24 protein-coding genes are annotated in these 18,723 nt (G+C 35.8%); 4 read left to right on the forward strand and 20 right to left on the reverse strand.

The genetic code is table 11. The annotated features are described in order from the left end of the window. Window positions 1-23 precede the first annotated feature (23 nt). From D778_RS13105 to D778_RS13130, 6 genes are all read right to left on the reverse strand, one after another. Complete coding sequence (locus tag D778_RS13105; RefSeq protein ID WP_007651530.1) at window positions 24-1,565, reverse strand: acyl-CoA carboxylase subunit beta; 1,542 nt, start codon at window positions 1,563-1,565, stop codon at window positions 24-26. 104 nt (window positions 1,566-1,669) lie between these two features. Further along, window positions 1,670-3,112, reverse strand: coding sequence for an acetyl-CoA carboxylase biotin carboxylase subunit (gene accC / locus D778_RS13110; protein WP_040492551.1), 1,443 nt, complete (start codon window positions 3,110-3,112; stop codon window positions 1,670-1,672). A 142-nt stretch (window positions 3,113-3,254) separates the two neighbouring features. Next, the gene (locus D778_RS13115; protein WP_007651532.1) at window positions 3,255-3,740 is read right to left on the reverse strand and encodes an acyl-CoA carboxylase biotin carboxyl carrier protein subunit; all 486 of its coding nucleotides are present in this window, start codon (window positions 3,738-3,740) and stop codon (window positions 3,255-3,257) included. Between the two features lie 100 nt (window positions 3,741-3,840). After that, entirely contained in the window at window positions 3,841-4,515 is a 675-nt protein-coding gene (locus D778_RS13120; RefSeq protein ID WP_007651533.1) for a PrsW family intramembrane metalloprotease, read from the reverse strand. An 18-nt stretch (window positions 4,516-4,533) separates the two neighbouring features. Beyond that, window positions 4,534-5,082, reverse strand: coding sequence for an NUDIX hydrolase (locus D778_RS13125; RefSeq protein WP_007651534.1), 549 nt, complete (start codon window positions 5,080-5,082; stop codon window positions 4,534-4,536). A gap of 117 nt (window positions 5,083-5,199) precedes the next feature. Further along, window positions 5,200-6,288 carry a M42 family metallopeptidase gene (locus tag D778_RS13130; protein ID WP_007651536.1) on the reverse strand — a complete coding sequence of 363 codons (1,089 nt, stop codon included), beginning with the start codon at window positions 6,286-6,288 and terminating at the stop codon, window positions 5,200-5,202. Window positions 6,289-6,435: 147 nt separating this feature from the next. On the opposite strand from D778_RS13130, the gene D778_RS13135 reads away from it, so the two are divergent. Together D778_RS13135 and trhA are read left to right on the forward strand one after the other, a co-directional pair. After that, a complete protein-coding gene (locus D778_RS13135) occupies window positions 6,436-7,098 on the forward strand; it encodes a DUF4294 domain-containing protein (protein ID WP_007651538.1) in 663 nt (220 codons plus the stop codon). Further along, on the forward strand, window positions 7,099-7,725 hold the full coding sequence (trhA, locus tag D778_RS13140; protein ID WP_007651540.1) for a PAQR family membrane homeostasis protein TrhA: 627 nt from the start codon (window positions 7,099-7,101) through the stop codon (window positions 7,723-7,725). Between the two features lie 14 nt (window positions 7,726-7,739). Here the strand turns inward: trhA and D778_RS13145 are convergent, their stop codons facing one another. From D778_RS13145 to D778_RS13160, 4 genes are read right to left on the reverse strand one after another with little or no spacing between them, the layout of a single operon-like run. Continuing rightward, window positions 7,740-8,273, reverse strand: coding sequence for a hypothetical protein (locus D778_RS13145; RefSeq protein WP_040492553.1), 534 nt, complete (start codon window positions 8,271-8,273; stop codon window positions 7,740-7,742). A gap of 48 nt (window positions 8,274-8,321) precedes the next feature. Then, window positions 8,322-8,750 (reverse strand): DUF4268 domain-containing protein, encoded by a 429-nt coding sequence (locus D778_RS13150; protein ID WP_007651546.1) that lies wholly within the window; start codon window positions 8,748-8,750, stop codon window positions 8,322-8,324. 4 nt (window positions 8,751-8,754) lie between these two features. Beyond that, window positions 8,755-9,429 carry a ZIP family metal transporter gene (locus D778_RS13155; RefSeq protein ID WP_007651547.1) on the reverse strand — a complete coding sequence of 225 codons (675 nt, stop codon included), beginning with the start codon at window positions 9,427-9,429 and terminating at the stop codon, window positions 8,755-8,757. Window positions 9,430-9,482: 53 nt separating this feature from the next. Then, window positions 9,483-10,214 carry a class I SAM-dependent methyltransferase gene (locus D778_RS13160; protein ID WP_007651548.1) on the reverse strand — a complete coding sequence of 244 codons (732 nt, stop codon included), beginning with the start codon at window positions 10,212-10,214 and terminating at the stop codon, window positions 9,483-9,485. Between the two features lie 218 nt (window positions 10,215-10,432). Here D778_RS13160 and D778_RS13165 point away from each other — a divergent pair, with 218 nt between their 5' ends. Further along, a complete protein-coding gene (locus tag D778_RS13165; RefSeq protein WP_007651549.1) occupies window positions 10,433-11,590 on the forward strand; it encodes a THUMP domain-containing class I SAM-dependent RNA methyltransferase in 1,158 nt (385 codons plus the stop codon). Here the strand turns inward: D778_RS13165 and D778_RS13170 are convergent. From D778_RS13170 to rlmD, 6 genes are all read right to left on the reverse strand, one after another. Continuing rightward, on the reverse strand, window positions 11,587-12,198 hold the full coding sequence (locus D778_RS13170; RefSeq protein ID WP_007651552.1) for a MarR family winged helix-turn-helix transcriptional regulator: 612 nt from the start codon (window positions 12,196-12,198) through the stop codon (window positions 11,587-11,589). The genes D778_RS13165 and D778_RS13170 overlap by 4 nt on opposite strands. A 65-nt stretch (window positions 12,199-12,263) precedes the next feature. After that, window positions 12,264-12,527 carry a DUF2024 family protein gene (locus D778_RS13175; RefSeq protein WP_007651554.1) on the reverse strand — a complete coding sequence of 88 codons (264 nt, stop codon included), beginning with the start codon at window positions 12,525-12,527 and terminating at the stop codon, window positions 12,264-12,266. Window position 12,528: 1 nt separating this feature from the next. Beyond that, a complete protein-coding gene (locus D778_RS13180) occupies window positions 12,529-12,762 on the reverse strand; it encodes a hypothetical protein (RefSeq protein WP_007651556.1) in 234 nt (77 codons plus the stop codon). Between the two features lie 210 nt (window positions 12,763-12,972). Continuing rightward, window positions 12,973-13,704 carry a DUF6048 family protein gene (locus D778_RS13185; RefSeq protein WP_007651558.1) on the reverse strand — a complete coding sequence of 244 codons (732 nt, stop codon included), beginning with the start codon at window positions 13,702-13,704 and terminating at the stop codon, window positions 12,973-12,975. Continuing rightward, window positions 13,670-14,191 carry a DUF6452 family protein gene (locus tag D778_RS13190; RefSeq protein WP_007651560.1) on the reverse strand — a complete coding sequence of 174 codons (522 nt, stop codon included), beginning with the start codon at window positions 14,189-14,191 and terminating at the stop codon, window positions 13,670-13,672. The genes D778_RS13185 and D778_RS13190 overlap by 35 nt, the downstream gene beginning before the upstream one ends. A 76-nt stretch (window positions 14,192-14,267) precedes the next feature. Beyond that, window positions 14,268-15,677, reverse strand: a complete 1,410-nt coding sequence (rlmD, locus tag D778_RS13195; RefSeq protein WP_040492555.1) for a 23S rRNA (uracil(1939)-C(5))-methyltransferase RlmD — start codon at window positions 15,675-15,677, stop codon at window positions 14,268-14,270. Window positions 15,678-16,028: 351 nt separating this feature from the next. Here rlmD and rocD point away from each other — a divergent pair, with 351 nt between their 5' ends. Further along, window positions 16,029-17,273 carry an ornithine--oxo-acid transaminase gene (gene rocD, locus D778_RS13200; RefSeq protein ID WP_007651562.1) on the forward strand — a complete coding sequence of 415 codons (1,245 nt, stop codon included), beginning with the start codon at window positions 16,029-16,031 and terminating at the stop codon, window positions 17,271-17,273. Between the two features lie 111 nt (window positions 17,274-17,384). Here the strand turns inward: rocD and D778_RS13205 are convergent, their stop codons facing one another. From D778_RS13205 to D778_RS13220, 4 genes are read right to left on the reverse strand one after another with little or no spacing between them, the layout of a single operon-like run. Beyond that, window positions 17,385-17,798, reverse strand: coding sequence for a DUF2752 domain-containing protein (locus D778_RS13205; protein WP_040492557.1), 414 nt, complete (start codon window positions 17,796-17,798; stop codon window positions 17,385-17,387). Further along, window positions 17,782-18,060 (reverse strand): CD225/dispanin family protein, encoded by a 279-nt coding sequence (locus D778_RS13210; RefSeq protein WP_007651566.1) that lies wholly within the window; start codon window positions 18,058-18,060, stop codon window positions 17,782-17,784. The genes D778_RS13205 and D778_RS13210 overlap by 17 nt, the downstream gene beginning before the upstream one ends. Before the next feature lie 11 nt (window positions 18,061-18,071). Then, window positions 18,072-18,413: a CCC motif membrane protein gene (locus D778_RS13215; RefSeq protein WP_007651568.1), complete on the reverse strand. Its 342-nt coding sequence runs from the start codon at window positions 18,411-18,413 to the stop codon at window positions 18,072-18,074. Window positions 18,414-18,429: 16 nt separating this feature from the next. Further along, entirely contained in the window at window positions 18,430-18,714 is a 285-nt protein-coding gene (locus D778_RS13220) for a DUF2752 domain-containing protein (RefSeq protein ID WP_040492558.1), read from the reverse strand. Window positions 18,715-18,723: the final 9 nt, after the last annotated feature.

Consider the following 18,723-nt stretch of genomic DNA (forward strand, 5'->3'; position numbering starts at 1 on the left):
TCTTAAAAGTTATAGGTTAAATATTACAACGGAATATTACCGTGTTTGCGTTTTGGTCTCAAGACTTCTTTCTTTTCCAACATGGAAAATGCCTTAATTAATTTGCGTCTGGTGTCCTTTGGTAAAATCACCTCGTCTATAAAACCACGTTCTGCTGCACTGTAAGGGTTGGCAAATAACTCGGCATATTCGGCTTCTTTTTCTTTCCACTTGGCTTCTTTGTCTTCTGCTGCACTTATTTCCTTTTTAAAAATAATTTCAGCAGCACCTTTGGCTCCCATTACGGCAATTTCGGCACTTGGCCAAGCAAAATTCATGTCGGCTCCTATGTGTTTTGAATTCATAACATCGTAGGCACCTCCATAGGCTTTTCTGGTAATAACCGTTACTCTAGGAACGGTCGCTTCGCTTAAGGCATATAATAATTTGGCACCATGAACAATAATACCATTCCATTCTTGGTCTGTTCCTGGTAAAAATCCAGGAACATCTTCCAAGACCAGTAGAGGTATGTTGAAAGCATCGCAAAACCTTACAAATCTTGCTGCTTTTTTAGAACTGTTTACATCCAGGACACCTGCTAAAAACATGGGTTGGTTGGCTACGATACCTACACTTCTGCCTCCTAATCGCGCAAACCCAACAATGATGTTTTCGGCATAGTTTTTATGGATTTCAAAAAACGAATCCTCGTCAATAATCCCAGAAATCACCTGATGCATGTCGTAAGGTTTGTTGGCATTATCAGGAATAATATCCGAAAGACTCTCCCTAACTTCATCTGTCAATTCAAAAGGCAATAGAGGAGTGGTTTCTGTGTTGTTTTGAGGAATATAACTCATTAATTTTTTTAGATCTTCCAAACACTCCACATCGTTTGACGAGGTTATATGTGCGACTCCTGATTTGGTAGAATGTGTGCTGGCACCTCCAAGCTCTTCGGAAGTCACTTCTTCATTGGTAACGGTTTTAACCACGTTAGGTCCTGTTACAAACATGTAACTGGTATCTTCAACCATCATGGTAAAATCGGTCATGGCAGGAGAGTAAACGGCACCTCCTGCACAAGGTCCCATAATGGCCGAAATTTGAGGGATTACACCTGAGGCTTGCACATTTCTAAAAAAGATATCGGCATAACCACCAAGCGAGCGAACCCCTTCTTGGATCCTAGCACCTCCAGAATCGTTCAAACCAATAATGGGAGCGCCAACTTTTACGGCCAAATCCATGATTTTACAAATTTTTTCGGCATGTGTTTCAGACAAAGAACCTCCAAAAACGGTAAAATCCTGGGCAAAGACATAGACCAATCTGCCGTTTATGGTTCCATAACCTGTAACCACACCATCTCCATAAAATTTTTGGTTTTCCATCCCAAAATCTTTGGTTCTATGGGTTACTAAAGCACCAATTTCTTCAAAAGAACCATCGTCCAAAAGGTAATCCACGCGTTCTCTTGCCGTTAATTTTTTGCTTTTATGTTGCTTATCTATTCGGGCTTGTCCACCACCTAAATAAGCTTGGGTTAGTTTTTCGTTAAGGTTTTTTATTTTTGAATCCATTTTTCTTGTCTTTTCTCGCAAACCAGCCTGCCAATGGGCAAGGACATAAAGGTGCAATGCTGTTTATGATATTTTATGTATTGACTGATTACTGCAATTGTAAATTATTTTAATGGTAATCGCAGTACCTTTTTATCTTCCAAATATTGTTTTACTGCCAAGATTGCTGCAATTTCAGCTTCTTCCTGTTGCTTGTTTAATAAGGCTTCTGGAGCATAGTATTTTTTCACAAAATGCGTGTCGAAATTTCCAGACCTAAAAGCTTCATGTTCACAAACAAAGGTTCCAAAAGGCAAGGTGGTTTGAATACCTTCAATATGATAGTTTTCTATGGCATGAATCATTAGCTGAATAGCTTCTTCCCTGGTTTCTCCATAAGTGATAAGTTTAGACAGCATTGGGTCGTAATAAATTGGAACGTCCATGCCTTCTTCAAATCCATTGTCAACCCGAATGTTTTTACCTTCAGGCAGTTTATACACTTCCAGGTTTCCTACGCTTGGTAGAAAATCGTTTAGTGGATCTTCGGCATATACACGTAATTCAACGGCGTGCCCTTGAATTTTTAAATCGCTTTGTTTAATGGGAAGTACCTCACCACGAGCCACACGAATTTGAAGTTCCACCAAGTCGGTTCCAGTAATAAGTTCGGTTACTGGATGTTCAACCTGTAAGCGTGTGTTCATTTCCAAGAAATAAAAATTGTGTTTATCGTCCAATAAAAACTCCACAGTTCCAGCTCCAAGGTACTCACAGGATTTGGCTACTTTTATGGCAGCTTGCCCCATTTGTTCGCGTAATTCAGGCGTAAGTACTGAAGAAGGAGCTTCTTCCACCACTTTTTGATGTCGTCTTTGAATGCTACATTCCCTTTCAAATAAATGAATGATGTTGCCATGCGCATCTGCCATCACCTGAATTTCAATATGTCTTGGTGAGCTTACATATTTTTCAATAAAAACAGAACCATCACCAAAAGCATTGACAGCTTCGCTAATGGCTCGTTCCATTTGAGCTTCAAAATCGGTTTCTTTCTCTACTATACGCATGCCTTTTCCGCCACCACCTGCAGAGGCTTTAATTAGTATGGGGAAACCTATGTCTGTTGCAATGTTTTTAGCAGCTGCAATGTCTGTTATGGCTTCTTCGGTTCCTGGAACCATTGGGATGTTATAGGCTTTAACAGCTTCTTTGGCTGCCAATTTGGAACCCATAATTTTTATGGCTTTGGATTTTGGTCCAATAAAGGTGATGTTGTTGTTTTCGCATAATTCGGCAAAATGTGCATTTTCACTTAAAAAACCATAGCCAGGATGTATGGCATCTACTTGGAGGTTTTTTGCTACTTCAATAATCTTGTCGGCCAATAAATACGACTGGTTGGAAGGGGCTTCACCAATTAAAACAGCTTCATCTGCATATTTTACATGAGGTGCATGCCTATCTGCCGTAGAATATACAGCTACCGTTTTTATGCCCATTTTTTTTGCTGTGCGCATCACGCGTAAGGCTATTTCCCCTCTGTTTGCTATTAGTATTTTTTTCATTGAAAACATATATTTTTTACTCCCACTATTAAGGAAATTTGTGTTTATTTCATTTACTGTCAAGATCTTTGTCGCCGAAAAGTCGCGACTTGTTTTACCCTATAATGTTAAAAAAAACTAAACAGGATGGGTTCTATACTTTTTACTCAAACTCTATTAATAATTGGTTTTTGTCCACAGTGTCATTTTTAGAAACACTAATGGATTTTATTATCCCATCCCTAGGAGAAGTCAATACATTTTCCATTTTCATGGCTTCTAAGATCAATAGTGCATCATCTTCTTTTACTTCCTGACCTTCTTTTACGTGTATATCTAAAATCAATCCTGGCATTGGAGCTTTTATTTCATTCACTTTTTTTGAAGCGCCAACTTCAAAGCCCATGTCCTTGATAAGAATGTCTAAATTATTGGAAATATGTATGTTATAGGTGTTTCCGTTAACTTTTACTTTATATGATTTTGAATTGACATTGGAAGTTTCAATTTCGCACTTATAAGACTTGTGACCTTGTAGGACATGAAATTGTGAGGCTGACATTTTTATGGCATCCAAACAGGAAACCTGTTCAGGACTAACATCAAAATCGAAACTATTATTAACGTTTACCTTGTAAATTTGATTCATGTTTTTTTGTTTTGAGGGTGTAAATATAAGGATTAATCAGTCGAAACTAAATAATTAAATAGGTGCTGCTTTTTAGTAAAATAGATCTTGTTGCTTTGGTTTAAACATGAAAGCGTGATTTTTTTTGATGCGCTTTTATGGCTCTTGCCGAAAGAAACAACCCAAGGAATAATGAGGCGAGAGCTCCTAACCATATGCCCGGAATAAAATCTATGAACAAAAAGAAATCGTAGGCACCATGGAATAAAACGGCCAGGAACAGCCCTAATAAATTATATTTGGATGGATACTTGGCAAATTTGGCTTTTCCCATAAAATATCCCATCAAGACAGCAAAAGTGGCATGCGCTGGAACAGCAGTAAAAGCGCGTAACAAAGCTACTTGATATCCTCCTTCCATGACATACATGATGTTTTCGGTAGCAGCAAAACCCATAGATACCATGACGGCATAAATAATGCCATCGTAAGGTTCGTTAAACTCTTTGTTGGGTTGTGCAAAATACCTAACAATAATGTATTTGCTAAACTCTTCTATAATGGCAACAACAAAAAAAGCTTTAAAAAACTGTTGAATAATACTATAATCGTCATCCAAAGTTATAATGGCATCAGACCCATAGTACAAAACGGTAGCTATTAAAATGCTTATAATGGCACCCAATAAAAAATTATAGAGCAAGAGTCTTCGAGGTTCTTTTTCATACTCATCTTTACAGTATATGTAGAGTATAATGGCAAGAACAGGGGCAATGGCTGCAATAAGTAGATTCATGCAATGAAAATAGTGAAATTATAAATGTTGTAAAATATGTTTTAAAACAATTTGATAATAAGTTTTATTGGATGGTATAAAATGCTGATGGTCCTCTGTAAACTTCAAGAACATTTCAAATTCCTGTATGGTTATCAATTTTAATCGTTCTACCTCGTGTTTTTGAGGTGTTAATTTTTTAAGGGGCACTTTCAATTCCACAAGAAAGGTATGATGAAACTCATTATCAACCATCCCATTGTCATAGTTTTGAAAGCAAGGGAATACGCCAATTTTGTGTAATTCGGATTTGGAAATGCTTAATCCAATTTCTTCTTGGGTCTCCCTTATGGCTGCTTGTTCTATGGTTTCTCCAGCATCTACATGGCCTGCAACAGACACATCCCAAAGCAAGGGATAAATGGTTTTTGAGGCTGCACGTTGTGCCAATAGTATTTGTCCCTTTTGGGTGTAAAACCAAACATGTGCTGTATTGTGATAATACCCTTTGTTGTGAATTAGAGATTTAAGGGCAGTTTTACCAGTAGGTTTGCCGTCTTTAGTTATAATGTCTATTAATTCGTCCATAAAAAAAAAACTGTCATTGAGAGTTTTGTAAAACGTGGTTATCTATTAATTAAAATAAAAAACAGATTGCCATGTCATCCCGAAGTGTCGGGATTCCTCACAATGACAGATTATTAGTTATTTGAAGTACGAAAATGTTTCGCCATCTTCTATTTTTAAAAGCGTTTCGTAAATCAGTTTGATAACGTTTTCCACATCCTCTCTATGTACCATTTCTACAGTGGTATGCATGTAACGAAGTGGTAAAGAAATCAATGCTGAAGCTACACCACCATTGCTATAAGCAAAGGCATCTGTATCTGTTCCTGTAGCTCTGGAAAGTGCAGAACGTTGAAACGGTATTTTCTTTTCTTCAGCTGTGTCTGTTATTAAATCCCTAAGCTTTTGTTGCACTGCTGGTGCATAAGCCACTACAGGTCCTAGGCCAAGTTCCAAATGCCCTTCTTTTTTCTTATCGATCATTGGAGTCGTGGTGTCGTGAGTTACGTCTGTAACAATGGCCACGTTGGGTTTAATGGTTTGGGTAATCATTTCAGCACCTCTTAAACCTATTTCTTCCTGTACCGAATTGGTAACATATAGTCCAAAAGGCAGTTTCTTTTTGTTCTCGTGTAACAATCGTGCCACTTCGGCAATCATAAAACCTCCCATTCTGTTATCCAAGGCCCTACAAACAAACTTATCCTTGTTAAGGATGTGAAATTCATCTGGATAAGTAATCACGCAACCCACATGGATGCCCATTTTTTCAACTTCAGCTTTATCCTTGGCACCAACATCTATAGTAATGTTTTCTGGTTTCGGACTCTCTTCCTTGCTTTTATCCCTGGTATGGATGGCTGGCCAACCAAAAACCCCTTTTACAATACCTTTTTTGGTGTGTATGTTAACTATTTTACTTGGAGCAATCTGGTGGTCAGATCCACCATTCCTAATCACATAAATTAATCCATTGTCGGTAATGTAGTTTACATACCAGGAAATTTCATCGGCATGTCCTTCAATCACTACCTTAAATTTTGCTTTAGGGTTTATTACACCAACAGCACTCCCATAGGTATCTGTTATAAATTCATCCACATAAGGTTCCAGGTACTTCATCCAGATTTTCTGTCCTTCCCATTCGTAACCCGTTGGGGCTGCATTATTTAAATATTTCTCTAAAAAATCAATCGATTTTTTGTTTAATATGCTCTTTTTTGCCATGTTAAATTATTTTGCACTAAAATAATAATATTAATACTATTTTAAGGTTAATGCTTTGGTAAATTATTAATTTTACCATGGAATTTGGAACGATTTTAGATTCATTATTTCTTGAAATCACCCAATACATCTGTGAGAAAATTAAATATGAAAAAACTGGTTTACATACTTTTATGCTTCCCCTTTTTTGCCCAAAGTCAAATAGATTCCCTTGGTACAGAAGATATTGATGTGGAGTATATTTTTTTTGAAGGTGATACCATTCCACACACGGCCATCAATTTAAACGAAGTCTTGCTGCTCCATAAATTGAAATTTGACAGCAACGAAGACCGTAAACGCTATTTGATTTTAAGACGAAAAACCATTAAAGTCTATCCGTATGCCAAATTGGCTGCCGAACGCTTGGAAACTTTAAACGAGCGAATGGCTTCCATCAAGAAAAAAAGCGATCAAAAAAAATATGCTAAAATCATTCAAAGTTATATAGAAGATGAATTTGCCGAAGAGCTCAAGCAGTTAACCAGGACCGAAGGTCAAATCTTGGTTAAGCTTATTTACAGGCAAACGGGAGAAACCACTTTCGATTTGATTAAAAGGTTGCGAAGTGGTTGGCGTGCTTTTTGGTTTAACAGTACAGCCAATTTGTTTAATATTTCCCTGAAAGAGATTTACGATCCGGAACACGTAAAAGAAGACTATCTAATTGAAGACGTCTTACAGCGTAACTTCCAGAGTGGTAAGTTGGAACGACAGGATGCTGCCATTAAATTTGATTTTTTGGAGCTAACCGAAAAATGGCTTAATTAAATGCGTGTACAAACCCTTTTTGAAGAACGATTAAATGCCTTAACACATGCAGTAGGTGCCTTAATGGGCATTGTGGCTTTAGTGTTGTTGGTTGTTTATAACTCAAACAAAACCAGCTGGAGCCTGTTTAGCGTTATAGTTTACGGTTTAAGCATTATTATTCTCTTCAGTTCCTCAACCCTTTACCATGCCGTTCAAGCCGAAAAGCAAAAACATTATTTCAGGATTATAGATCATATTAGCATTTACCTTTTAATAGCTGGAACTTACACACCTGTTGCGCTTATTGCATTGGAACAGAGTAAAGGATGGCCCATTTTTTGGGTGGTTTGGGGGATTGCCCTTTTAGGTTTGGTTTTAAAACTGTTTTTTACAGGTAGGTTTGAAGTCTTTTCGGTTATCTTGTATTTAATCATGGGCTGGTTAATAGTGGTCGATTTTTCAAATCTCGCCCAATTTATTGGCACCAATGGAACCTTGTTGCTCTTTGCAGGAGGCCTGTTCTACACTTTAGGCATTGTGTTTTACGCCATTCATAAAATTCCTTTTAACCATGTTATTTGGCACCTGTTTGTTTTGGGTGGTGCCATTTGCCATTTTTTGTTGGTGTTTTTTTATGTGATTTAAGTTTTTAAATCCAATCAATTGACTTTGTATTCTTTTAAAGAGTTATACTTTTTTATAATGTATAATATGTTTTTTTCAGTTCCTTGCATGGAATCGAATTCTTCTAAAAGCTCAGGATCGTCCTTAAGGTATGCTCTTAGTTGTGCATGTGCTTTTTTTCTGGCAAAAGGCATACCCATATCAATAAACTCTAACTCAGAACCTTTTTTAGAGACGTAAAATAGAGGTGTGCTTAGCATTTCAAAAACTTCAATCTCTCCTTCAACAATTCGTTTTAGATACCATGTGTCATATATGGTTACTATGTAACTATCGCCATCTGCACCATTAAACAACTTTAAACTTTTTACCTCGCTAATTTCAATTTTGGTTTTTTTGCCTGTGGCATCCTCTATCTTAAAACCAATATTTTCTTTATCAAACAAATTGAAGCTTCTTTTTATACTTCCGTAAATGGTATCTTTGTTTTTAGTAACCATATATTCACGTTCTTGAGCCAAATGAATATGGGTAATAAATAAGCAAAGTGTTAAAGTAAAAAACTTCATGTGCAATTAGTTAAGTGTGTTTTTGGGTTTTAAACATGTATTGGTTGGTTAGCCTTTGATAATATCTTTGTATTCTTCAAAAAAGGCTTCAAACTTACTCATGGTTTCATAAAAAAACTCCATGACCAAGCGCCAGGATTTTTTGTTATGTATGGAAACCGAAGCATCCAAGAGAACATACACCCTTGAAATTTCTTTTCCGTTTTCCAAAACATATGCTTCTTCAAAAACAGCTTCTGGTAAATATTCTTCTAATAGAATAGATTTTAAAGCCATAAGTTTCCCCCAATGATTAATGCGTTCTTCCAGGTCGTCCTCCAGATCCAAGGCCACCAAAGCCTTTTTAGTGTCAAAATGAAATTTAAAACTCAAGCCCTTTGTTTTGGTGTCGTACAATAACCATTTTCTTGGAAACGACTTCCCAAAACTGGTCCAAAATTCTTGCTTTAATAATTTAGATTCTTCTTTGCTAAACATAAACTTAAATTAAATAGGCAATGGCCACACCAAAAATGATAGCCAATAATTTAGACATATTAAACTTATGTCCTTCGCTGCTTTCAAATAAAATAACCGTGCAAATATGGAAAAAGATACCTATAACAATGGCATTAATGATATATATGTGTTGTTCGGCCAAGCTTGTGTTGTTGGATATAAATGTTCCAAGAGGCGTCATGGCAGCAAAAAATATTAAAAAACCAGCAATTTGCATTTTGCTGTAGTTGGATTGTACCAAAAAACTGGTTATTAAGGTTGCAATGGGAATTTTATGTATTAAAACCCCATAAACCATATCGTTGTGTTGGTGAATGGGAAATCCTTCTAAAAAACTATGGATACACAAACTAATAAACAACAACCAAGGAAATTGGGTATTGTCTTTATGTATATGAATGTGTCCGTGTTCGGCTCCTTTAGAGAAAAACTCCAAAATAATTTGAAGCAAAATACCAAACATAATATACAAACCGGTTAATTTGGCATCCAAGTGGTGGTACACTTCCGGCAACAAATCAAACAAAGTTAAGGCCAATAAAAAAGCACCGCTAAAAGAGAGTAGGAGCTTGGTAAACAAACTGCGTTTTTGTTTTAAAACCAAAACAATCAATGCGCCAATTAGTACAGCAAGTACAGGTAAAAGGTATTTATTCATAAGCAACCAATAACTCAGGGAAAACTGAGAAAAGTTTAATGCCGATTATCGACTTATTTAAAAATCATGATCAAACGTTCAGAACTATTTTTATCAAACTTACGCAATTTATAGTCTCCAAAGACATCCAGCAAATGTACGTTTGCTTTTTCAAAAAGGGTTTCAAAATCCTTTAAGGTAAAGGCTTTTACACGTTCTTGAAAGGCAAAGTGTTGTCCTTTGTCTTCAAAAAAAATATCTTTGAACAAATAACCGTCTTTTACATAACGTTTTAAGCGGAACCTAATGCCTTCAACCGTTTTGGTGTCTTCAGGAACCAAATTGTTCAGAATAAAGTCACTGTTCATAAAATCAATCACCCCAAAACCATATTCGTTTAAATCTGCTTGTATGGCGTTTATGGTTCTTAAATTATCAGCTTCATCGTCAAAGTAACCAAAACTGGTAAATAAATTAAGAACAGCATCAAATTTTTTATTGTAAGGTTGGCACATGTCATGCACTTCAAAATGCAGCTTATCGTTTTCAAATTGTTTGGCGTAGGCAATACTGTTTTCAGACAAATCCACACCAGTAACATCATACCCCAAAGAATTTAAATATACAGAATGCCTGCCTTTGCCACAAGCCAGGTCCAGGATTTTTCCATCTTCGGGTAGGTTTAAATAATTGGTAAGGTTGTCCATAAACATTTGTGCTTCGTCATGGTCCCTATCTTTATATAAAATATGGTAATAAGGTGTATCAAACCAAGAGGCATACCATTTAGTTGTGTTTTCGGTCATATCAAATGTCCCTAAAAATGGGATGTATTTTTTGGGGTTACGCTACTTCGTTTTCACGAAACAGCGTCAGGCTTTCGCAAGTCGCTTTTTATGTTGTTACCAAGTCACTTTGTTCCAGATAACCACAAAAAGAGCTTCAACAATTGCTCAATCCTTAACCCATTTCATTTAAGTTGCCACAAAAATACTGTATTTTTGCAATCTATTTAATGTCTGCAATGGAGAATAATTTTAAAATGGTTGCCAAAACCTTATTTGGCTTTGAAGAATTACTGGCAAAAGAACTCACACAGCTTGGCGCACAAGATGTAAAAATAGGGGTTAGAAACGTAAGTTTTACGGGAGACAAAGGGTTTATGTACAAAGCTAATTTAGGCTTACGTACAGCTATAAAAATCTTAAAACCCATAGAAACCTTTAAAGTGTTCAATGAAAAAGACCTATACGATAAAATTTACAACATGTCTTGGGAACCTTATTTAAAACCTACAGGAACCCTTGCAGTGGATGCCACCATAAATTCCAATGTTTTTACACATTCACTATATGTGGCACAAAAAACCAAAGATGCTGTGGTAGATAAATTTCGTGATACTACAGGACAAAGGCCTAATGTAGATTTAAAATTTCCAGACTTAAAGATTAATGTGCATATAGACAGAGAGATTTGCCATATTTCTTTAGATTCTTCTGGAGATTCTTTACACAAACGTGGTTATAAAACAGCCACGAACATTGCTCCAATCAATGAAGTGCTTGCAGCTGGTTTGGTGATGCTTTCCGGTTGGGGTGGACAATGCGATTTTATGGATCCCATGTGTGGAAGTGGTACCATTTTGGCAGAAGCGGCCATGATAGCATGTAACATTCCTCCCAATTTAATGCGTAAGGAATTTGCTTTTGAGCGTTGGGCAGATTGGGATGTGGATTTATTTGAAAAAATTGAAGAATCGCTTTTAAGTAAAACCAGGGATTTCCATTATAAAATTATGGGTTACGATAAATCCCCAAGTGCTGTGGCCAAAGCCAAGGACAATATTAAAAATGCCCATCTGGAAGAATTCATAAGCATTAAGCACGAAGATTTCTTTAAAACCCAAAAAGCTGGTGAAGATAAGCTGCACATGGTTTTTAATCCTCCTTATGGAGAACGTTTAGATATTGAGATGGAAGAGTTCTACAAAAATATTGGCGATACACTTAAACAAGGCTATCCAGGAACAGACGCTTGGTTTATAACATCTAACTTAGATGCATTAAAGCACGTTGGGTTAAGACCTTCCAGAAAAATACATTTGGTAAATGCCAAATTGGAAGCACGTTTTGTAAAATACGTGATGTATGAAGGAAGCAAAAAAGCGAAATACAATAATTAAGAAGCTTCTTTGGCGTTAAATTCCGGACAATCCACTCTAATGTCAGAAACTTTAAGAGGTTTGTTCAATAACTGACAATAATGGATTGAGTTCTTGTTTTCATAAAATTTGCAGCCATAACAGGTTCTTTGCACTGTTAAAATGCCAATTTGATTTAAGTTATATATAACTTGGCTCAAGGAATGAAATAAATCGTCCTGTTTGGATGTTTCCAAAAGATCTAACTTGGATTTAATGGGAAGGGCAAAATCTTCGATTTGTTTTAAAAGGTTTTTTCCGGTTTCGGTTAATAATATGGAATAGCTTCTACTGTCCAAGTTAGATACATCCTTTGCAATATATTCTTTCTTTAAAAGCACACGAACAGCATCACTAATGGTAGGTTTTGTAACATTGAACTCTTTGGCTAAATGACTGACATTGCATAAGTCTTGTTTGTGATACGCTATAAAAATCAACATTTGAATTTGTATGGGACTCAAGCCAAATTCCTTGGCTTTTTTCCACAAAAGGGCTTTAAAAGCCTCAGAAATGCGTTCCAAGGCCACAATAATTTTACTGGAAGTACTTTGGTTTTGAAACTCTGGGTTAAATATAGAATTGCTCATGTTATAGTTGTAAAATTGCCTATCAAGCACACACTCAATAGGCAAAGTTAGTCATCCTAATTAAATTAGTTGCAATGTTCCATTTCAATAATATAAAAGCCTTTGTTTTTTATGGCATTGATAATGGTTTCCGTAGCTTGTTCCATATGGCAGAATTTACATTCGCTGGATGTTAATTTACCGGTTTTAAATGGCTTGCTTTTTAAATATGTCCTGCCATAATTGAAAATGGTTTCTTCATTAGTGACCAAGTTGGGCACTAAAATATCAAAATGCATGATTTCCCCATCTTCCCTTTGAACATAAGTGTCCCAAACAGATACTTTCATTTTAACCTTTAACTTCTGCCATGGAAGCACCGTAATTAATATGCAACACATTTCCGGTTGGTGTTACCATGGCCGGAACCGATTTAACACCTGCTTTTTCTGCCTCCTCAATTCTGTTTCTGTGTTCACCAATATTAACAATCTCTACGTTTTGTTTGCCAACTAAGTCTACAATGTCGTGTTCTGCACTTAGGCAAACAGGACATCCTGCGTGATAAAAAATGGATTTACTCATAATTTAAAAATTTAAGTTATTGCATTATTGCAATTCAAATATAGTAAGGAATCCTAACTAAATAAAATATTTTTTATTTTTTAACATAGTTATTTGTATAAGATAGAAGAGAAAGCAGCTTAATTTAAGCTGGCAAGGTAGGTTTACAAAGGTTGAGACCTAATGTCACAACATTTATATAAGCACATGGATATTGTTTTTATTAAAAAACTATTTATTTTTTTTGTAAAACGGGATTAAATACGAGATGGAATATCCATAACCAAAACCAAAACCTCCACTGTCATAGGTTTTTTGGAAGCCTGGAATATAAAGGTTTTCAAAATTATTGGGTTGGTCTTGACTTATTAAGTATTTAAACTGAGCGTTCAAGCCAAGATATAGATTGTTTAATACTTCAACTTTAAGTCCTACAATAAACTCTCCCCAAAGTGCAGAAAGACCACTGAATTTTTGTGACTCGTTTGAAGTTAATTGAGGGGACCAATATTGATCTTGGGCATACACGCCATAACTGTTTAAGGTTTGGCTAAAAGTACTGGCACCAACCCTAAATCCTCCATAAATCATGTTTTCCATTCCGTACCAGTTTTCGTAAGCGTTGTAATCCACTCCTGCTTTAAAATAACTTCCTTGGGTTGTGGCATTCAAATAATCGTTGTCTGTATCTTTTTCTTCAACCCCAATTTCCCCAGCCACATACCATTTTTTGGTAAGTCGGAAATCAGCATTAATTTCAAAACCTTTATACTCATCGTCTATAAAAGACCTAATAAGTTTACCTAAATCGCCACCAAGACGTAGGCCATAACTTTCCTTATATTTTAGGGAGTCTGTTTTGGTACTGACTATGCTATCGTTTTGAGCTTGACCAATAGTGCAAAAAAAGAGTATGGCAATAAAAGGGTTAATGATATATTTTATAGTGAATGTCATCTTCATGCTCTACAGTTTGATTATCGTTTACAGATTGTGCTAATTGTATCCATTTGTTACCATCGTCTTCAACGCTAATGACCACATTTTCAAAAATGGTTTTATACCCACAAGCGCGAGACACATAGACTTCTTTTCTTACATAACTTATGGTAATGGTATCTGGGTTTCCTAAAACAGTATCGTTTTCATCTATTTTATATCCTTTGTGAAGGATGAATTGTGTGCTGTTTTCGGTAGTTTTTAAAGGCAAATAGACCTCTTTTTGTGCTTTGCTGCCATCGTAACTGGAAACAACACCTGGGTCTGGATCGCCAACTCCGGTAACCCTTAATCTATTAACATTCTTTGGTGTGTTTTCACTAGGTAAGGTAATATCATAAAATGCAATGTGAATTTTTGGGGTTGTTTCGGTGGTTTCCGAACAGATATCGTCTTTTTCACAGCTGCCAACCGTAAAACAGAGTACAAGTAAAGCGATTATTTTTTTCAACTTAAATAGAATTTTAATGACTGATAATTTCAACTGTATATAACACCAATTGCTTAATAGTTTCAATGGATTTTTGTTAGATACGTTCCAAAAGTACAACATTTTCTACATGATGTGTTTGTGGGAACATATCTACAGGTCTAACTTTTGTTATTTTGTAACTGTCTTTCATTAAAGCTAGGTCTCTTGCTTGTGTGGCACTATTACAGCTAACATACACTATCTTTTTGGGAGCAATGTTCAAAATTTGTGCAACCACGTCTTTGTGCATGCCATCTCTTGGTGGATCTGTAATAATCACATCGGGTTGTCCATGCGTTTTTATAAATGTATTGTTAAAAACATTTTTCATGTCTCCAACATAAAAGGCAACGTTTTCTATGCCATTTAATTGTGCATTTTCTTTTGCGGCCAAAATAGCGTCTGGAACAGCTTCCACGCCAATCACTTTTTTTGCTTGTTTTGCCACAAACTGGGCTATGGTTCCGGTTCCTGTATATAAATCGTAAACCAGTTCGTCTCCAGTTAATCCAGCATAATCCCTAGTTATTTTATATAATTGATAGGCTTGGTCAGAATTTGTTTGATAAAAAGATTTGGCGTTTATTTTAAACTTTAAACCTTCCATATCTTCAAAAATATGGTCTTGACCTTTGTAACAAATAACCTCTTGATCGTAAATGGTATCGTTGGCTTTTTCGTTTATTACGTACTGTAAAGAGGTGATTTCTGGAAAGGTTTCTGCTAAAAAGTCCAAAAGCAGTTCCCTGTTTGCTTTATCCTCCTTAAAAAACTGAATCATGACCATGATGTCTCCAGTGGAAGAGGTACGAATCATTAAAGTCCTTAAAAAACCGGTCTGATTTCTAGTGTTAAAAAATTCCAGATTATGTTTTACTGCAAAATCCTTAACAGCATTTCTAATGGCATTGGAAGGATCTGCTTGCAAATGACATTTTTTTATGTCCAAGATTTTGTCCCACATACCAGGAATGTGAAACCCTAAAGCATTTTTGTCTCCTAGGTCTTTATCGGATTGGATTTCTTCAAGGGTTAACCAGCGACTGTCACTAAAAGAAAATTCCATTTTATTTCGATAAAAATATTCGTTTTCAGAGCCTAAAATAGGAGTGACCTCGGGTAATTCCAAATGTCCAAGTCTGGTTAAATTATTTACCACTTCTTTTTGCTTATAGAACAATTGGTGCTGGTAGTCCATATCTTGCCACTTACAGCCACCACAAGTACCAAAATGTTCGCAAACTGGAGTTGTGCGTTTATCGGAAAGTTTGTGGAATGCAATAGCTTTTCCTTCGTAATAAGACTTACGCTTTTTAAAGGTCTGTACATCAACCACATCGCCAGGAACAGCATTCGATAAAAAAATAACTTTACCATCTGCAGCTTTTGCTATGGTTTTACCTTTGGCACCTGCATCTATTACTTCTACGTTTGTAAAAACTTGTTTTTTATTTCTTCTAGACATGCTGCAAAAGTAGTGAAAGGATTTTCTATTTGCGACTTCAGGTTTATGATTTTTTTCTTGCGACACGATTAAAAAAACCATCCAGAAACAATTCATTGCAAAAGAAGGTTGTAGGGTTCATTAAAATAGTTTCATATCCCTTTTAAAATGGTATTATTAAATTTTAATTAAACGGTTAAATTTAGTAATTTGCAAGCCCTAAGGGATGATTTCTTTCCCACGCTGAATTTTCGAATTTCACCTGTACTTAAGTTTAGGTGAACATAGGTATCGAAAGGATAAAGGTAGATAAGGAATGGCTTTTTTTAGATGCTCGATTCTTTGGGCATAAACCATTAAAACTATTTTAAAATGGCTGTTTTAGACCAATTAACATCGCAACAAGCGATAGATTTAGAAAACAAGTATGGCGCTCATAATTATCATCCACTTCCTGTAGTATTAAGCAAAGGGGAAGGCGTGTATGTTTGGGACGTTGAAGGCAAAAAGTATTATGATTTTCTTTCGGCTTATTCTGCCGTGAACCAAGGACACTGTCATCCAAAAATTGTTGGAGCCATGGTACACCAAGCACAAACCTTAACATTAACCTCCAGGGCATTTTATAACGATATGCTTGGGAAATATGAAAAATTTGCTTGTGAATTTTTTGGCTTCGATAAATTATTGCCAATGAATACAGGTGCAGAAGCTGTGGAAACAGCTTTAAAGATCTGTAGAAAATGGGCCTATGAGGTAAAAGGTATTGAGGAAAATGAAGCTGACATTATAGTTTGCAAAAACAATTTTCACGGAAGAACCACAACCATTATTTCGTTTTCCAACGATCCGGTTGCCAGAAAACATTTTGGGCCTTATACCAAAGGATTTATTAAAATTGCATATGATGATTTGGATGCTTTGGAAACCGAATTGAAAAACAATAAAAATATTGCAGGCTTTATGGCAGAACCTATTCAAGGGGAAGCTGGAGTATATGTGCCAAGTGAAGGCTATTTAGCCAAAGCAAAAGCGCTGTGCGAAAAATACAATGTTCTGTTTATTGCAGACGAAGTACAAACAGGTATTGCCAGAACCGGAAAATTATTGGCTGTAGATCATGAAAATGTAAAACCAGACCTTTTAATTTTGGGTAAAGCCTTAAGTGGAGGTGCTTATCCAGTATCTGCAGTATTGGCCAACGATAATATTATGAAAGTGATCAAGCCAGGAAACCATGGATCTACCTTTGGAGGAAATCCTGTAGCTGCTGCAGTGGCTATGGCCGCACTTCAAGTGGTAAAGGATGAAAACTTAGCTGAAAATGCAGAAAAACTTGGTAAAATATTTAGAAGTGAACTTAACAAATACATACAAACAACAGATTTGGTAAGCCTGGTAAGAGGAAAAGGTCTGTTGAATGCCATTGTTATAAACGACGACGAAGAAAGTGAAACAGCTTGGAATATTTGTTTGGCACTTAGGGATAATGGTTTGTTGGCAAAACCAACTCATGGAAACATCATTCGTTTTGCACCACCTTTGGTAATGAACGAGGAGCAATTGTTGGATTGCGTGTCCATAATCATCAAGACCTTAAAACAATTTGAAAATTAAGATTTTATTAAACCTGCAAGTTCTTAGTTTTTAAGGATTAAAACCTTACAGGTTTCTATATGTTTCAAAAAAGAGCAACCAAACATTCAATTGGGTTGCTCTTTTTTTTATTTAAGGAGCCAAGATGTTAAAAGGATAAAAAGGAATATTTCTGAGTATCCAAAACAATACAACAACCACTAAAATAACTTTTGTTGCCAAAGGTTTATAAAGTAAGTTTTTAATGGGTTTTTTTAAATACTCCTGAGCTATATAAACATAAAGCATGTAGCTTAAGACCAAAGTTAAAAAGCCAATTAAATAGTTATAATTCAAACCTGTTAAGATATGTCCATGCAGAATTTGATGAATGGCTCTCTGTGAGCCACAACCTGGACAATACAAATGGGTAAGGCTATAAAAAAAGCATTTAGGGAATAGGCTGTTATTGGCAGGATTCCAAAAATAGAATAGCCCAAAAACACTGGTACTTGCCAAAATTAGCAATAAAAATACAAGGTTTTTATGTTTAGTAATTCGCTTCACTTAATAAAGCTCCAAACAAGGCAATTCCAAAAAACAGGACATAAATCAGCCAACCCAATAGTGCTACGGCAATAGAAACAATTCCCCATGTTTTAGCGTTTTTGGAGGCGCTTGCAGCTTGGTCGTAATGTCCATCTTCATAAAGACTGTTTACTTTTGTAGCATAAATAATACTGACAATTCCAAAGGGAAGACAGCATAAAATGGTACTGATAATGGCTAAGGCCAGATAACTGTTGGGTCTAGTTGGTTTTACATCCATTGAATTAAATATTAAACTTGTTGCATTTGCTGAAACTCTTCTATTCTATCTTGTAACATTTCAGGATCTTGTAGTGCTTCCCAGCCAATCATGCTAATAATCCAAATAACATAGGCCAAGAAAATAACATTGAGAACAATTCCAATAATGGCAAGTATTTTCCCAGTTTTCACATTGTTGTAACCAGAATATAGTTCTGGATGTTCAGCATAAATAGCTGTGGATTTATTTGCCAAGACCAAGGCTACAATACCTATAGGCAATCCTAAAACGCCGTAACAACAGCAGGTTAAAATAGATAAAATTCCTAATACCAATATAAGTGTGGCGTTCTGTAAAGGTTGTTTTTCCATGTTGGAAGATGTCTGATTAGTGGGTGATTTTTAAAATATAACTGATAATGATAATAGCCACATTTAAAAAAACAAGTCCCATTTTAAGTTTATAAGCGTGTTTAAATTTAAAGTAAAAATTAAAGATAATAAAAATTCCAAGCAAGATTATGGTGTAAATGGCAGGATACATCTTAAAGGCTGCCGTAAAATCCCCTTTAAGCAAGAACACAAATGCCCTTTGAAAACCACAGCCTAAACAGTCAACTCCAAAAAGTTGTTTGTTTAGGCATGGTAACATAAAATCTTCTAATGAAGACATAGTTATATC

The sequence above is a fragment of the Xanthomarina gelatinilytica genome, assembly GCF_000348685.1.
In the GTDB taxonomy this organism is placed as follows: domain Bacteria; phylum Bacteroidota; class Bacteroidia; order Flavobacteriales; family Flavobacteriaceae; genus Xanthomarina; species Xanthomarina gelatinilytica.

Coding starts and splice junctions, on each gene's coding strand:
- D778_RS13105 (WP_007651530.1), bottom strand. CDS start 1,565: ATGGATTCAAAAATAAAAAACCTTAACGAAAAACTAACCCAAGCTTAT.
- accC (WP_040492551.1), bottom strand. CDS start 3,112: ATGAAAAAAATACTAATAGCAAACAGAGGGGAAATAGCCTTACGCGTG.
- D778_RS13115 (WP_007651532.1), bottom strand. CDS start 3,740: ATGAATCAAATTTACAAGGTAAACGTTAATAATAGTTTCGATTTTGAT.
- D778_RS13120 (WP_007651533.1), bottom strand. CDS start 4,515: ATGAATCTACTTATTGCAGCCATTGCCCCTGTTCTTGCCATTATACTC.
- D778_RS13125 (WP_007651534.1), bottom strand. CDS start 5,082: ATGGACGAATTAATAGACATTATAACTAAAGACGGCAAACCTACTGGT.
- D778_RS13130 (WP_007651536.1), bottom strand. CDS start 6,288: ATGGCAAAAAAGAGCATATTAAACAAAAAATCGATTGATTTTTTAGAG.
- D778_RS13135 (WP_007651538.1), top strand. CDS start 6,436: ATGAAAAAACTGGTTTACATACTTTTATGCTTCCCCTTTTTTGCCCAA.
- trhA (WP_007651540.1), top strand. CDS start 7,099: ATGCGTGTACAAACCCTTTTTGAAGAACGATTAAATGCCTTAACACAT.
- D778_RS13145 (WP_040492553.1), bottom strand. CDS start 8,273: ATGAAGTTTTTTACTTTAACACTTTGCTTATTTATTACCCATATTCAT.
- D778_RS13150 (WP_007651546.1), bottom strand. CDS start 8,750: ATGTTTAGCAAAGAAGAATCTAAATTATTAAAGCAAGAATTTTGGACC.
- D778_RS13155 (WP_007651547.1), bottom strand. CDS start 9,429: ATGAATAAATACCTTTTACCTGTACTTGCTGTACTAATTGGCGCATTG.
- D778_RS13160 (WP_007651548.1), bottom strand. CDS start 10,214: ATGACCGAAAACACAACTAAATGGTATGCCTCTTGGTTTGATACACCT.
- D778_RS13165 (WP_007651549.1), top strand. CDS start 10,433: ATGGAGAATAATTTTAAAATGGTTGCCAAAACCTTATTTGGCTTTGAA.
- D778_RS13170 (WP_007651552.1), bottom strand. CDS start 12,198: ATGAGCAATTCTATATTTAACCCAGAGTTTCAAAACCAAAGTACTTCC.
- D778_RS13175 (WP_007651554.1), bottom strand. CDS start 12,527: ATGAAAGTATCTGTTTGGGACACTTATGTTCAAAGGGAAGATGGGGAA.
- D778_RS13180 (WP_007651556.1), bottom strand. CDS start 12,762: ATGAGTAAATCCATTTTTTATCACGCAGGATGTCCTGTTTGCCTAAGT.
- D778_RS13185 (WP_007651558.1), bottom strand. CDS start 13,704: ATGAAGATGACATTCACTATAAAATATATCATTAACCCTTTTATTGCC.
- rlmD (WP_040492555.1), bottom strand. CDS start 15,677: ATGTCTAGAAGAAATAAAAAACAAGTTTTTACAAACGTAGAAGTAATA.
- rocD (WP_007651562.1), top strand. CDS start 16,029: ATGGCTGTTTTAGACCAATTAACATCGCAACAAGCGATAGATTTAGAA.
- D778_RS13210 (WP_007651566.1), bottom strand. CDS start 18,060: ATGGATGTAAAACCAACTAGACCCAACAGTTATCTGGCCTTAGCCATT.
- D778_RS13215 (WP_007651568.1), bottom strand. CDS start 18,413: ATGGAAAAACAACCTTTACAGAACGCCACACTTATATTGGTATTAGGA.
- D778_RS13220 (WP_040492558.1), bottom strand. CDS start 18,714: ATGTCTTCATTAGAAGATTTTATGTTACCATGCCTAAACAAACAACTT.